Below are 14,710 nucleotides of genomic sequence, written 5' to 3' on the forward strand. Positions count from 1 at the left end.
GTGTTTTCACGCGAAGAATATAAAGGAGGATCGTATTATGAAAAATACGAAAAAGTTTCTGGCACTGGCACTGGCTTCTGTTATGGCAGTATCTGTAGCAGCCTGCGGAAGCAGCAGCTCCACTAACGACACATCTGCAGCAGACAGCAGTACTACTACTGAAGCAGCAGATACCACTGCATCCGCCGATGGATATAACCTGGCAGTCTGCCTGGCATCTGAGCCGATGACCATTGACCCGGCTCTGAACTCTGCTGTTGACGGAGCAATTATGGCCAATCATATGTTCGAGGGCCTTGTAAAATGGGTCGACAACGGAAGCGGAGAAGCAGAGCTTGCTCCTGGACAGGCTGAGTCCTGGGAGAAGACCGTGAATGATGACGGTACCGTTACTTACGCAATCAAAATGCGTGATGGTATCAAATGGTCTGACGGAAAAGACGTAACTGCTGGCGATTTTGAGTACAGCTGGAAACGTCTGGCTGATCCGGCTACTGCTGCAGACTACTGCTATATGATCGATATGGTACAGGGATATGCAGAAGTTGCAGACGGATCTGCAGACAAAGATACTCTTGGAATCAAAGCCATTGATGACAAGAACCTTGAGATTACTCTTTCCTATGATTGCCCGTACTTCGAGGAGATCATGGCATTCCCGGCTACTTTCCCGGTTCGTCAGGATATTGTAGAAGGAAATGAAGAGTGGACTTACAGCCCGGAGACCTACATCGGAAACGGTGCATATAAAATGGTTGAGTGGTCCCATAATGCATACATTCTTACCGAGAAGAGTGAGACTTACTATGATTATGAGAAACTTGGTCCGGACACCATCAAATACACCCTGCTGGATGACAACAACGCTATGCTGGCAGCATTCAACAGCGGTGAGCTGAACTTCATCATGAACTTCCCGACTGACGAGATGGCTAACTATCTCGCATCCGGACAGATCACGGTAGCTCCCTACATCGGAACCTACTATGTATGCTTCAACACAGAGGATGAAGTATTCTCCAACCCGCTGGTTCGTCAGGCATTCTCTCTGGTTATCGATCGTAACTACATCGTAGAGAACGTATCTCAGTCCGGTGAGGTTCCGGCTACCGGATATGTTCCGTCTGGTGTATATGATGCAGAGGGCGCTAACGGTGATGATTTCCGTACTGTAGGTGGCGAGTACTACAGCGTATCCGCTGACGATTATCAGGCAAACTGCGACAAAGCCCGTGAGCTTCTTGCAGAGGCTGGATATCCGAACGGAGAGGGATTCCCGGCTGTTGAGTACATGTACAACACTGACGACCGTCATAAAGCAATCGCTGAGGCACTGCAGAACATGTGGCAGACCGAGCTGGGCGTAACCGTTAACCTGAGCAATCAGGACTGGAACGTATTCCTGAAGAGCAGAAAAGACGGAGATTTCCAGATCGCACGTAACGGCTGGATTGCTGACTACAATGATCCGTGCTCTTTCCTGGATATGTGGTATACCGGCGGTGGAAACAATGATGCACAGTACTCTAATCCGGAGTATGATGCTCTGATCGACGCAGCAAAAGCTACATCTGACCAGACTGAGCGTATGGCTGCTTTCCATAAGGCTGAGGATCTCCTCATCGGACAGGACAGCGTTCTTTCACCGATCTACTTCTATACCAACCCGTATATGCTGTCTGACAATATCAGTGGTATGTACTACACTCCGCTTGGATATTTCTTCTTCGGATATACCCAGCAGAACTAATAATCTGATTTAAGATTATAAGATCGTAAAAATCATGGCACAGGCCGGACAGGAAAAACTTGTCCGGTCTGTGTTTTTTTGTGCTGATTTTCATAAAACAGCAGACAAAAGAGTCCTTAGATGCTAAAATAGACAGGAAGTTCAAATAGATGGAGGCACCAGCGTGCGTGATTATGAAGAAGATCATATGAGACAAAGAGAAAGGGAACGCAGACGGGCAGAGAACCGGAAGCGGGCCCGTGAGAGACAAAGAAAGAAGCGGATGCTGGTGATGGGCGGCATGGGATGCTGCGCTGTGATTCTGATTGTGGCAGGGATCTGGCTGATGGCCGGACGGACAGGAAAGGCACAGCTTTCAGAAGGAGATGAAAAAGCGGTGCAGGAACAGACAACAGAAGCATTGTCAGATTCCGGTGCCAAAACAACTTCGGAAAATGAGACAGAGGTCGCTTCACAAGATGAGGAACAGGTTTCCGGGGAAATAGAACAGTCAGAAGAAACTGCACCGGCACAGACGTCATCCATGCCATTTGCTGTTGGATACGATGCACAGGAGACAGACAGCACCACCTACCTTTGAAGCGATTCTGTTCAGAGCAGCTATGCATTATTAGTGGATCTGGATGACAATACGATTGTCTCCCAGAAAAGTGCTTATGACAGGATCAATCCGGCGTCCATGACGAAGATTCTGACAGTTCTGGTAGCGGCAGAACATGTAACCGATCTTGATGATACCTATACCATTACCAAGGAGATTACGGATTTCAGTTATTCCCATGACTGCAGTGCAGTGGGATTTCTGGATGAGGAAACGGTAACCGTCCGGGATCTTCTCTACGGAACGATCCTTCCCTCCGGTGGAGATGCGGCGGCAGGTCTTGCCTGCTATGTGGCTGGTTCCATGGATTCTTTTGTAAATATGATGAATGAGAAGCTTGCGGAGCTGGGATTGTCCGATACGGCACATTTTACCAACTGTGTGGGACTGTATGATGAGAATCATTACTGCAGTATCTATGACATGGCCATGATTTTAAAAGCAGCGGTGGAAAATGATCTGGCAAGAGAAGTGCTGACAGCACATACTTATACCACCAGTGCAACGGAGCAGCACCCGGAAGGAATCACTATTTCCAACTGGTTTTTAAGAAGAATCGAAGACAAGGATACCAAGGGAACCGTCGTCTGCGCCAAGACCGGATTCGTAGCTCAATCCGGAAACTGTGCAGCCAGCTATGAAGAGACAGACAGCGGCAAACATTATATCTGTGTCACCGCCAATGCTCACAGCAGCTGGAGATGTATTTACGACCATGTGGCAGTTTATCAGGAGTATACGAAATAATGAATTATAAAGCAATTTTACAGTATGAGGGTACCCGTTACCGGGGATGGCAGACCCAGGGAAATACCGAAAATACCATACAGGGAAAGCTGGAAGCTCTGCTTACGAAGATGGCAGAAGAGCCGGTGGAAGTGAACGGTTCCGGAAGAACGGATGCCGGTGTTCATGCTGCCGGGCAGGTCATCAGTTTTCGATGTAAGACAAAAGACTCACCAGAGGAAATCTGCCGATATATGAATGAATATCTGCCGGAAGATATTGCAGTTCTTTCTGTGGAGGAGGCAGCCCCCAGGTTCCATGCGAGACTGAATGCCGTGCGAAAGACCTATGTCTACCGGATCTGGAATGCACCGGTCAAAAATGTATTCCGCAGAAGATTTACCACCTGGATCCAGAAGCCGCTGGATCTTGATGCCATGGAACAGGCGGCAGCGCTTCTGTGCGGAACTAACGACTATCGGGCATTCTGTTCCCTGAAAAAATTTAAAAAGTCTACGGTACGTACCATTGAGAAGATCGAGATCGGAAAAATGGGGCAGGAGATTCGTATTTCCTATACTGGAGACGGATTCCTTTACCATATGGTGCGCATTCTAACCGGTACACTTGTGGAAGTGGGACTGGGACTTCGGAAACCGGAAGAAATGACGGAGATTCTGGAAGGTCAGGATCGAACAAAAGCCGGACGGCTCATGCCGCCGGAAGGACTGACACTGGAGAGTGTGGAATACTAAATATACAGGATCCAAAAGAATGATGGATCGGGAGGGAGCTATCAAGGATGAAAAACACAGATCTGAGATACAGCGCATACTTACAGATTTTAAAAGAAGAACTGGTGCCGGCAATGGGATGTACTGAACCAATTGCGTTGGCCTATGGGGCAGCAGTTGCAAGAAAGACATTGGGTTCATTGCCTGATAAAGTAGAAGTGGCAGCCAGTGGAAGTATTATCAAAAATGTAAAATCCGTAATCGTACCGCATACCGGACATCTGAAAGGAATTCCTGCAGCAGCGGCAGCAGGAATTGTGGCGGGGGATGCGGAAAGGAAACTGGAAGTCATTTCCTATGTAAAAGAGGAACAGGTTGAGGAGATCAAACAGTTTCTGGAACAGACCCCCATTACAGTGGAGCATCTGGAAAGCGGTATTACTTTTGATATTGAGGTAACCGTTCATGCAGGCGCAGATTCTGCAAAGGTGCGAATTGCTAATTACCATACTAATATTGTAAGAATTGAGAAAAACGGAGAGATCCTTGAAAATATTCCAGTATCGGGAGAAGAGGAAAATAATCTGACGGACCGGAGTCTTCTGGATATGGAGCATATCTGGGAGTTTATCAATACGGTAGATATAGAAGATGTAAAACCGATACTGGAGCCGCAGCTTCGTATGAATATGGCCATTGCAGAAGAAGGAATGACGAACGATTATGGTGCTAATATCGGAAAAGTCATCTGGAAATCCAAAGAACATACGACTGCCAACCATGCCCGTGCCATGGCTGCCGCCGGATCCGATGCCCGAATGAACGGCTGTGAGCTGCCGGTAATTATCAATTCCGGCAGCGGCAATCAGGGGATCACCGCATCTGTTCCGGTTGTGATCTATGCGAAAGAACTGGGTGTATCCGAAGAGAAGATGTATCGCGCCCTGGCGCTTTCCAATTTGACGTCAATTCATCAGAAGACGCCCATCGGAAGACTTTCCGCATTCTGCGGCGCTATCAGTGCAGGCGTAGGCGCCGGAGCTGGTATTTCCTACTTAAAAGGCGGAGACTACAAAGTGCTGATTCATACAGTAGTCAATGCCCTTGCCATTGTATCCGGTATTGTCTGTGACGGCGCAAAAGCTTCCTGCGCTGCAAAGATTGCAACTGCAGTGGAAGCAGGCATTATGGGATACGATATGTACATGTGTGGGCAGGAATTCCACGCAGGAGACGGCCTGGTTGGAGCAGGCGTGGAAGCCAATATCCAGAACGTAGGCCGTCTTGCAAAAGATGGAATGAAAGAGACCAATCAGGAGATCATTAAGATTATGATTGGATGTTAAATCGTAATTTTCTCCCGCTCTTTCAGTATTTTCGGAAAGAAATGAAAGAACAGACAGCTGGTCATGGTGGCGGACACCACATCTGCCACCGGTTCTGAGAAGAAGGCAGCATCTGCGGTGAGCAGGGCAGGCAGAAGGATGAGTCCGCTGAGGAACACAAATTTCCGGAAAGCAGAGCAGAAGAGTGCCAGCTTCACTTTGCCGAGGGCGGTAGTCTCGTCCACCAGCGGATACTGCACAGCCAGCGGGATAATCATAAAGGTGAACCGCTTAATATACGGAACGGAACGGCTTAAGATCACAGGATCTTCTGTAAAGAGCCGTACATAGACTGGGGATACGGTCCAGGTCACAATGGTCATCAGAATACAGAAAGATAAACATAGTCCGGTGATGCACAGAATCGCTTTTTTGATTCTCTCTGCATCACCTTTTCCATAGTTAAAGCTGACCACCGGCTGGCTGCCGAGGGTGATGCCGCCCATGGGCATGGTGATGAGCAGAAGATAACTCTGGACAATGGTTGCACAGGTGACCAGCGTATCACCCTCACCCGGACCGCCGTAACGCTGCAGCACGGTGTTCAGCACAATGAGCAGAATGCTGTCACTGGCAAGAATCAGGAACGGGGAGAAACCAAAGGTGACAATTCGTTTCATGACGCTTACATGAAAATCGCCCCAACCAAGCCGTACCGGCATCCGTTTGCTGAACAGGCAGCCAAGTACAAAGAGACAGGAGACGATCTGAGAAATGACCGTCGCAATGGCAGCTCCGGCAACGCCCATATGGAAGACAAAGATGAAAAGCGGATCCAGAAGGATATTCAGGATTGCTCCGATGACGACTGTCGCCATGCCAAGGCCGGAAAAGCCCTGAGCAATGAGAAAGCTGTTCATGCCACCGGAGATCAGTGCGAAAAAGGTTCCGGCCGTATAAATCGTCACATAGGTATTTGCGTAAGAAAAAGTCGCATCACTGGCGCCAAACCACATAAGCAGTGTATTTTTGCTGAGTAGGAATAAGCTGGTCAGTACGGCAGACAGAATCAGAAGCATTAAAAATCCGTTGTTCAGTACCTGATGGGCTTCTTTTTCATTGCCGCTTCCCATTTTCATTGCCATAATTGGTGCGCCGCCCTGACCGACCATGGAGCCGAAGGATGCCAGAAGAGTGACAATCGGCGCACAGATGCCGACACCGGCCAGTGCCAGATCGCCGACACCGGTTCCAATATACATGCGGTCCACGATGGAATATAAAACATTTACCAGCTGCGCCAGCATTGTGGGGATGGCCAGCCGTATTACCAGCCGGGAAATTTCGTCCCGTCCCAGATCATTTGTGCGACTCATAGGATCAACCAATTCCTCCAAGTAAAATTCCCAGTATCAGTACAAGTACACATAGCGGACAGTAAATATATTTGCAGACAGGAAGAAACAGATCGGTAAAGGGTTTGTCCCTACCTTTATTTACCTGCACATTCACATATGATTTGCCACAGATCCAGAAGAACATGATTCCGGCAAGTCCTGCACCCAGCGGGCAGATATAGATGGACAGCACATCCATCCAGTCGGATACGATGCCCTGAATGCAGATGGAAACAATCAGTGAAAATACAGCAATCACAGTACAGGAAGTCTTTCTTCCAAGGTGAAGCTTTTCCTGGATGGTTGCAATGGGCGCTTCATACAAGTTAATGAGTGAGGACAGCCCGGCGGAAAAGACAGCCACAAAGAAGATCATGGCAATCAGATGACCACAGGGCATAGATTTAAACAAAGCCGGCAGATAGATGAACATCAGTCCGGGTCCACCCTGGTCAAGCTGTGCACCGATGGTTGCCATAGCCGGAATGATAACAATGGCTGCAAGAAGAGCTGCAATGGTATCAAATAGGGCAACACGTCCGGCAGCCGCCGGAATATCCTCTTCATCAGAGAGATAGGAGCCATAGATCAGTGTACCGTTCCCGGCAACGGACAGGGAGAAAAATGCCTGTCCGAGAGCAAAAATCCAGGTTTTCGGGTTTGCTAATATAACCGGATCAATTCGGAAAATATACCGGTAACCATCGATAGCACCTGGTTGGAATGCTACATAGATTCCAAGAATAGCGAACAGAATAAAGAAAACCGGCATCATGATCCGGTTGGCTTTCTCGATACCCTGACCGATACCAAACATCAGGATGATCATACCAATGAGCAGCGCAACAATCTGCCAGCCATTATTTCCAAAGGAACTGGCCATCTGCCCGAATTCTGCTCCGAATCCATCTGCGTCAGATGGCGCCAGAGTAGCTCCGGTGAAGGAACCAACCATATATTTCAGAATCCATCCCATGACAACAGTATAGCCGATAGCCATGGCAAGGGCGCCGAGTACAGGAATGTATCCAAGAAGTTCTCCTGTACTGCGGTGCCCTTTGATTTCACACGCATAACCAAATGCATCTACAGGACCGGAGCGGGCTGCTCTCCCAAAACTCATTTCGCCGATGACTCCGGTAAAACTGATCAGTGCCACAAAAAGAAAATACGGAAGCAGATAGGAACCGCCTCCGTACATGGAGACTCTGGTTGGAAACATCCAGATATTGCCCATACCCACGGCAGAGCCGATACAGGCCAGAATAAATCCCCATTTATTGTTAAAAGAATCTCTTTTTTTCATTTGTTATTCGTCCCTCGCATTCATAAACTCAATGTATCTATGATACATGATTGGAGTCGGAAAGTAAATGAAAAAGAGCATCAGACGAACTACAGAAAAAACTCAATACCAAATACCACAACACAGCAGATGACAGCCACCGGCAAAAGTCCAGCACCTGCATAAGCGGCGAAGATACCGATAATCAGCGCCAGGACTCCGGATACCGGAGACTGGGTGGCATGGATAATGGCCGGAAAGGTCATCACTGCCAGTGTCACATAAGGTACATAATAAAGAAATGATTGTAAATATTTATTCTCAATGGGTTTCCGGATCAGAGTGAGTGGCAGTACCCGAATAATATAAGATACTACACCTGTGATCAGAATATAAATATACATATTATGCGTCATGATGATTTTCTCCTTTTGTTGAAATGGGGAACAATACAGCAGCTCCTCCGGATATGGCAACGGTTAAAATAATCGTACGTGTTCCTTCTGAAAGATCAGAAAATGGGGCAAAAACAGAAGCAGCCCAGCTCAAAGCAAAGGCCAGAATAATCAGTGCTGCAACAACCTTATCTTTTTTTGCCGGAGGAATGATGATTGCCAGGAACATGCCAAACAGAGAAACACTTAATGCACTCACCACACGGGCCGGCATGATATTTCCGGCAATGATACCGCAGGCCGTTCCGGTTGCCCAGCAGGGAATGGCGGTCAGCATGGCGCCGTAGGTATAGAAAGGTTCCAGATAGCCGGGACGGGCAATGGCGATGCCAAAGAGCTCATCGGTAATATCGTAACCCATTAAAAGCCGGTGTCCGAAGGAAAGCCCGGGTTTCAGACGCTGTCCCATGGCGCAGCTCATGAGAAGATACCGGGCATTGGCAATCAATGTAACGACAGCAATTTCTATGTAGGAAGCATTGGCTGCGATCACGGTAATTCCGGCATATTCTCCGGCAGACGCATTATTCAGAAAGCTGAGCAAAAATCCCTGAACTGCATTCATGCCCGCATTTCTTGCGGCAATACCCAGTGAAAAAGCCACCGCAAAATACCCAAGTCCTATGGGAATGGCATCCTTCATTCCCTCCTGGAATATCTTTGCATTTGATTTACTCATAACACGGATTCCTCCCAAGAATCAGATTTATTTTCTGTGCAATATTTTACCAGTTCTATTTACATAAGTAAAATGAATGATTATGATGAATGCATAAGAAAAAGTGATGGGGTGAATAACATGTTATCCAGATATGAAATATTTTGCAAAGTAATGGAAAATGGCAGTTTCACAAAGACAGCAGAAGAACTGGGATATTCTCAGAGTGCCGTCAGTCAGGCAGTTCGGACTTTGGAGCAGGAGACAGAAACGGTGCTCATTGACCGGAAAAAGGATGGAATTGGACTGACCGCAGACGGTGAGCAGTATCTTCCGTATTTTCAGCAGATCTATCAGGCGGAAAAGAATCTGGAACGAAAAGAAGAGGAAATGAAGGGACTTACCAACAGCGCCATCCGAATTGGAACTTTTACCAGTGTCAGCCGTACCTTCCTGCCAAGACTGATGATGGAATTTAAGAAACAATATCCGGAAGTACGATTCATTCTTCAACAGGGGGAATATACCAGTATTGCCCAGTGGGTAAGAGACGGAAGCGTGGATTTTGGATTTGCCAATGCAGAAGCAGTGCCAGGGCTGGAAACCAGTATTTTATATAAGGATGAAATGGCGGCCGTACTGCCAAAAGGACATCCACTGACCAGAAAGCAAGTCATTTCATTAGAAGATCTTGAGCAGGAACCTTTCATTCTTCTGGATGAAGGAGAGTACAGCGTACCTGAGCAGGCTTTTCGGCGGGCGGGGCTGCATCCGAAAATTGAGTACAAAGTATACGACGATTACTCTATTTTAGCTATGGTACGACAGAGCCTTGGAGTCTCTGCCATGTATAAAAGAGTGCTGGAAGGATTCGAAGCAGGGCTTGCCGTCCGCCCGGTAAAAGAGCGGATGGAACGTCCGGTGGCACTGGTGTGGAAAGATTGGAATACGATGCCCTTTGCAGCAAGAAAGTTTGTGTCTTATGTGCGGTTAAAATTTTAACAAACCACCAGATCTTGCAGATATTGAGAAATTTTTGCGTGAAAGGCACTTTTTCTTGTATTTCCTATGGGCCATGATATAATAACAGCGTCTCGAAAGTTATACTACGCTAATTATTTATCACAAGGAGGTTCATAGATGAAAAATTTTGAACAGTGGGGCGGATTTGAAGGCCGCATCTGGAAAGAAGAGATCAATGTAAGAGATTTCATCCAGAAAAACTATACCCCGTATGTGGGAGACGAATCCTTCCTGGAGGGACCCACAGAGGCAACTGACAAATTATGGGGAATTCTGCAGGGACTGCAGAAAGAAGAGCGTGCAAAAGGCGGCATTCTGGATATGGATACTCATATTGTATCCGGCATCACATCCCATGGAGCAGGATATATCAGTGAAGAGACCAAAGATCTTGAGCAGGTCGTAGGACTTCAGACAGACAAACCACTGAAGAGAGCATTTATGCCCTTTGGAGGAATCAAGATGGCCGAGCAGGCATGCCAGACCAATGGCTACGAGCCGGATCCGGAGCTACACAAAATCTTTACCGAGTACTGCAGAACTCATAATCAGGGCGTCTTCGATGCTTATACTCCGGAGATGAAGAAAGCACGTCACAACAAGATCATTACCGGACTTCCGGACACCTACGGAAGAGGACGTATCGTCGGTGACTACCGTCGTGTGGCTCTGTACGGAATTGATTTTCTGATGGAAAAGAAGGCAGAAGATTTCGCGAACTGCGGAGACGGCACCATGACGGATGATGTGATCCGTCAGAGAGAAGAGATCAGCAGACAGTATCAGGCACTTGGCCAGATGAAGAAGATGGCTGAGATCTACGGCTTTGATATTTCCCAGCCTGCCAAGAATGCAAAAGAAGCAGTACAGTGGCTGTATTTTGGATATCTGGCAGCTGTGAAAACCCAGAACGGTGCAGCTATGAGTGTTGGCCGCGTATCTACCTTCCTTGACATCTATATTCAGAGAGATCTGGAAAATGGCAGCCTCACTGAGAAAGAGGCCCAGGAGCTCATCGACCATTTCGTTATGAAGCTTCGTATGGTAAAATTCGCAAGAATTCCGTCCTACAATCAGCTGTTCTCCGGCGACCCGGTATGGGCAACTCTGGAGGTGGCTGGTATCGGTGTAGACGGACGTTCCATGGTTACCAAGAACGACTATCGTTTCCTGCATACGTTGGTTAATATGGGACCGAGTCCGGAGCCGAACCTGACTGTACTGTATTCTTCTGCACTGCCGCAGAATTTCAAGAAATTTGCAGCTGATATTTCTATCCGCACCAGTTCTGTACAGTATGAGAATGATGATGTGATGAAACCGGTATGGGGTGATGATTACTCCATCTGCTGCTGTGTGTCTGCAACCCAGACCGGTAAAGAGATGCAGTTCTTCGGAGCAAGAGCAAATCTGGCAAAATGCCTTCTGTATGCCGTAAACGGTGGTGTAGATGTAAAGACCAGAGAGCAGGTTGGACCGGCCTATAAACCGATCACTTCCGAGTATCTGGATTACGATGAAGTCATTGCAAAATATGACAAGATGATGGACTGGCTGGCAGGCCTTTATGTCAACGTATTAAACCTGATCCAGTATATGCATGACAAATATTACTATGAAGCAGCTGAGATGGCCCTCATTGATACTGATGTGCGAAGAACCTTCGCAACTGGTATTGCAGGATTCTCCCATGTAGTAGACTCCTTAAGTGCCATCAAATATGCAAAAGTAAAAACCGTTCGTGATGAGACCGGTATCGTAGTCGATTATATTACCGAGGGAGATTTCCCAAGATATGGTAACGATGATGACAGAGCAGATGACATCGCTGTATGGCTTCTGAAGACATTCCTTGACAAGATTAAGAAACATCATACCTACAGAAATTCCGAGGCAACCACCTCTATCCTGACCATTACTTCCAACGTAGTCTATGGTAAGGCAACCGGAAGCATGCCGGACGGAAGAAAAGCAGGCGAGCCGCTGTCTCCGGGAGCAAACCCGAGCTATGGTGCTGAGAAGAGTGGACTTCTGGCTTCCCTCAACTCCGTTGCAAAACTTCCCTATGAGTGGGCACTGGATGGTATTTCCAATACCCAGACCATCAATCCGGATGCACTGGGACACAGTGAGGATGAGAGAATCAAGAATCTGGTACAGGTGATGGACGGATACTTTGATCAGGGCGCACATCACCTCAATGTCAATGTATTTGGAACCGAGAAACTGATCGATGCGATGGAGCATCCGGAGAAAGAGGAGTACGCAAACTTCACTATCCGTGTATCCGGATATGCAGTGAAATTTATCGATCTGACAAGAGAGCAGAAGATGGATGTGATCTCCAGAACCTGCCACAAGAGCATGTAATTGGCTATGAATGAACATACCGTAATCACCGGAAAGATTCATTCTCTGGAAACATTTGGACTGGTAGATGGTCCGGGAGTCCGGTGCGTGGTATTTCTGCAGGGCTGCCATATGCGCTGCAGATACTGCCACAATCCGGAGACCTGGAGCATGCAGGGAGGCGAAGATTCCACAGCAGAAGAAATGTTTCGTAAAGTGTACCGTTACCGGAATTACTGGGGAAAAGATGGGGGGCTTACCGTCAGCGGCGGTGAGCCTCTTCTCCAGTTAGACTTTGTAACGGAATTTTTCCGCCTGGCAAAAGAAAAAAAAGTAAACACGGCAATGGATACCTCCGGCAATCCGTTTTTGATGACTCCGGAGTATCTGGAAAAATTTGACCGTCTTATGGAGTTGACCGATCTGTTTCTGCTTGATATTAAGGCAGTGGATGGAAAGCTTCATAAGGAACTGACGGGACAGCCCAATGACAATATTCTTGCCATGGCCCATTATCTGGCTGACCATGGAAAATCCATGTGGATTCGCCACGTGCTGGTACCGGAGCTGACAGATTCAGAGGAAGATTTGCTGGCACTTCGGGATCTGGAGCGATCTCTTCCAACACTCAAAAGAGTGGAAGTTCTTCCTTATCATACCCTTGGTTTGTTCAAATGGAAAAAGTTAGGAATAACATACTCACTGAATGGAGTGCCGACACCGACGGAAGAAGAAGTAAGAAGAGCGGAAGAAATTCTTGAAATACATAAATATTAAGTAATAAAGGAGTTTGATAAATTCTATCAGCTCCTTTTCTTGCGTTTTTTGTTTTGGTCTGTTATGATAATCCATGGTTAGTAAATGCTAACTAACGTGAATAAATCAGGAAACTCCATTTTCAAAATCACCGGAACCTGGACAATTCCGGTGAAGGAGTCCTGCTTGACATGGTAGTAATGAAAAATTTTACATAAAGGAGAACATTTACTATGGATTATTTAGAGATTGAAAAGGTAGTAGGAAGAGAAATTCTGGATTCCAGAGGAAATCCTACGGTAGAAGCAGAAGTTTATCTGGCTGACGGAACCATCGGAAGAGGCGCAGCTCCCAGTGGTGCATCCACCGGAGAGTTCGAGGCTCTGGAGTTAAGAGATGGCGACAAGAGCAGATACCTTGGAAAAGGAGTTACCAAAGCAGTAGAGAATATCAATACCGTCATTAATGAAGTATTGACCGGTATGGATGCATCCGATACTTATGCCATCGACAAAGCGATGATCGAGGCTGATGGAACCAAAGATAAATCCAAACTGGGTGCAAATGCAATCCTGGCTGTATCCATCGCAGCAGCAAGAGCAGCATCTGTTTCTCTTGATATTCCGCTGTATCGTTTCCTTGGCGGTGTATCCGGCAACCGTCTTCCGGTTCCGATGATGAATATTGTAAACGGCGGATGCCATGCACTGTCTTCCGGATTGGATGTGCAGGAGTTCATGATTATGCCGGTAGGCGCTCCGTCCTTCAAAGAGTGCTTAAGATGGTGTGCGGAGGTATTCCATGCACTGGCTTCTATTTTAAAAGAGCGCGGACTGGCTACTTCCGTAGGTGACGAAGGTGGATTTGCTCCGGCACTGAAGTCCGATGAAGAAGCAATCGAGACCATTCTGGAGGCAGTAAAGAAAGCTGGCTACGAGCCGGGCAAAGACTTCAAGATCGCTATGGATGCGGCATCTTCTGAGTGGAAGAGCGAGAAAGGCAAAGGCTTCTACAAACTTCCGAAAGCAGGGACCGAGTATACTTCCGAGGAGCTTATTGAGCACTGGGCAAAACTCTGCGAGAAATACCCGATCATTTCCATCGAGGATGGTCTGGATGAGGAAGACTGGGAAGGCTGGCAGAAACTCACTGCAAGACTGGGAGATAAAGTACAGCTGGTTGGCGATGATCTCTTCGTTACCAATACCGAGAGACTTGCAAAAGGTATCAAACTGGGTGCAGGAAATGCCATCCTTATCAAACTGAACCAGATCGGTTCCGTATCTGAGACACTGGAAGCAATCAAGATGGCTCACAAAGCTGGTTATACCGCAATTTCTTCCCATCGTTCCGGTGAGACTGCAGACACTACCATTGCAGATCTTGCAGTAGCACTCAACACCTGCCAGATCAAGACCGGTGCTCCGAGCAGATCTGAGCGTGTTGCAAAATACAATCAGCTGCTCAGAATCGAGGAACAGCTGGGCGCAAGCGCAGTTTATCCGGGAATCGGCGCCTTTAATGTAAAGAATGACTAAAATATAAGAAATATACAAAAGAGCTGTTGCTTGGCAATGGCTCCTTTGTTTTTGATGAAAAACATTCCTAAATTGGCGTAGCTTTCGATAGAACAGTAACTATCATACAAGTC

The 14,710-nt window shown here is 47.2% G+C and carries 12 protein-coding genes and 1 pseudogene; 9 read left to right on the forward strand and 4 right to left on the reverse strand.

What is annotated here, in order from left to right:
• Positions 1-37 precede the first annotated feature (37 nt).
• The 5 genes and pseudogenes from ACZMB2_RS08810 (at position 38) to ACZMB2_RS08830 (ending at position 5,157) form a co-directional block, all read left to right on the forward strand.
• Positions 38-1,750: a peptide ABC transporter substrate-binding protein gene (locus tag ACZMB2_RS08810; RefSeq protein ID WP_487596450.1), complete on the forward strand. Its 1,713-nt coding sequence runs from the start codon at positions 38-40 to the stop codon at positions 1,748-1,750.
• Between the two features lie 163 nt (positions 1,751-1,913).
• Positions 1,914-2,330, forward strand: a complete 417-nt coding sequence (locus ACZMB2_RS08815) for a hypothetical protein (RefSeq protein ID WP_487596451.1) — start codon at positions 1,914-1,916, stop codon at positions 2,328-2,330.
• A gap of 18 nt (positions 2,331-2,348) precedes the next feature.
• Positions 2,349-3,098, forward strand: a pseudogene (locus ACZMB2_RS08820) (D-alanyl-D-alanine carboxypeptidase family protein); the annotation flags it as partial.
• Positions 3,098-3,832, forward strand: coding sequence for a tRNA pseudouridine(38-40) synthase TruA (gene truA, locus ACZMB2_RS08825; protein WP_487596452.1), 735 nt, complete (start codon positions 3,098-3,100; stop codon positions 3,830-3,832). The pseudogene ACZMB2_RS08820 and the gene truA, both read left to right, overlap by 1 nt.
• A gap of 47 nt (positions 3,833-3,879) precedes the next feature.
• Positions 3,880-5,157 carry an L-cysteine desulfidase family protein gene (locus ACZMB2_RS08830; protein WP_487596453.1) on the forward strand — a complete coding sequence of 426 codons (1,278 nt, stop codon included), beginning with the start codon at positions 3,880-3,882 and terminating at the stop codon, positions 5,155-5,157.
• Here ACZMB2_RS08830 and ACZMB2_RS08835 read toward each other — a convergent pair.
• The 4 genes from ACZMB2_RS08835 to ACZMB2_RS08850 all read right to left on the reverse strand — a co-directional run bounded on the left by ACZMB2_RS08835 (position 5,154) and on the right by ACZMB2_RS08850 (position 8,952).
• The gene (locus tag ACZMB2_RS08835; RefSeq protein ID WP_487596454.1) at positions 5,154-6,512 is read right to left on the reverse strand and encodes an MATE family efflux transporter; all 1,359 of its coding nucleotides are present in this window, start codon (positions 6,510-6,512) and stop codon (positions 5,154-5,156) included. The genes ACZMB2_RS08830 and ACZMB2_RS08835 overlap by 4 nt on opposite strands.
• 4 nt (positions 6,513-6,516) lie before the next feature.
• On the reverse strand, positions 6,517-7,839 hold the full coding sequence (locus ACZMB2_RS08840) for a sodium-dependent transporter (RefSeq protein ID WP_487596455.1): 1,323 nt from the start codon (positions 7,837-7,839) through the stop codon (positions 6,517-6,519).
• Between the two features lie 89 nt (positions 7,840-7,928).
• Positions 7,929-8,234 (reverse strand): branched-chain amino acid transport AzlD family protein, encoded by a 306-nt coding sequence (locus ACZMB2_RS08845; protein WP_487596456.1) that lies wholly within the window; start codon positions 8,232-8,234, stop codon positions 7,929-7,931.
• On the reverse strand, positions 8,224-8,952 hold the full coding sequence (locus ACZMB2_RS08850; protein ID WP_487596457.1) for an AzlC family ABC transporter permease: 729 nt from the start codon (positions 8,950-8,952) through the stop codon (positions 8,224-8,226). Before ACZMB2_RS08850 ends, ACZMB2_RS08845 begins: the two co-directional genes overlap by 11 nt.
• Positions 8,953-9,072: 120 nt before the next feature.
• Here ACZMB2_RS08850 and ACZMB2_RS08855 point away from each other — a divergent pair, with 120 nt between their 5' ends.
• From ACZMB2_RS08855 to eno, 4 genes are all read left to right on the forward strand, one after another.
• The gene (locus ACZMB2_RS08855; protein WP_487596458.1) at positions 9,073-9,933 is read left to right on the forward strand and encodes a LysR family transcriptional regulator; all 861 of its coding nucleotides are present in this window, start codon (positions 9,073-9,075) and stop codon (positions 9,931-9,933) included.
• Positions 9,934-10,071: 138 nt separating this feature from the next.
• Positions 10,072-12,324 carry a formate C-acetyltransferase gene (gene pflB, locus ACZMB2_RS08860; RefSeq protein WP_487596459.1) on the forward strand — a complete coding sequence of 751 codons (2,253 nt, stop codon included), beginning with the start codon at positions 10,072-10,074 and terminating at the stop codon, positions 12,322-12,324.
• A gap of 6 nt (positions 12,325-12,330) precedes the next feature.
• Positions 12,331-13,080, forward strand: coding sequence for a pyruvate formate-lyase-activating protein (pflA, locus tag ACZMB2_RS08865; RefSeq protein ID WP_487596460.1), 750 nt, complete (start codon positions 12,331-12,333; stop codon positions 13,078-13,080).
• 212 nt (positions 13,081-13,292) lie between these two features.
• Complete coding sequence (eno, locus tag ACZMB2_RS08870) at positions 13,293-14,597, forward strand: phosphopyruvate hydratase (RefSeq protein WP_487596461.1); 1,305 nt, start codon at positions 13,293-13,295, stop codon at positions 14,595-14,597.
• The last annotated feature ends 113 nt before the right edge of the window (positions 14,598-14,710 follow it).

The organism is Hominiventricola sp., from assembly GCF_057604405.1.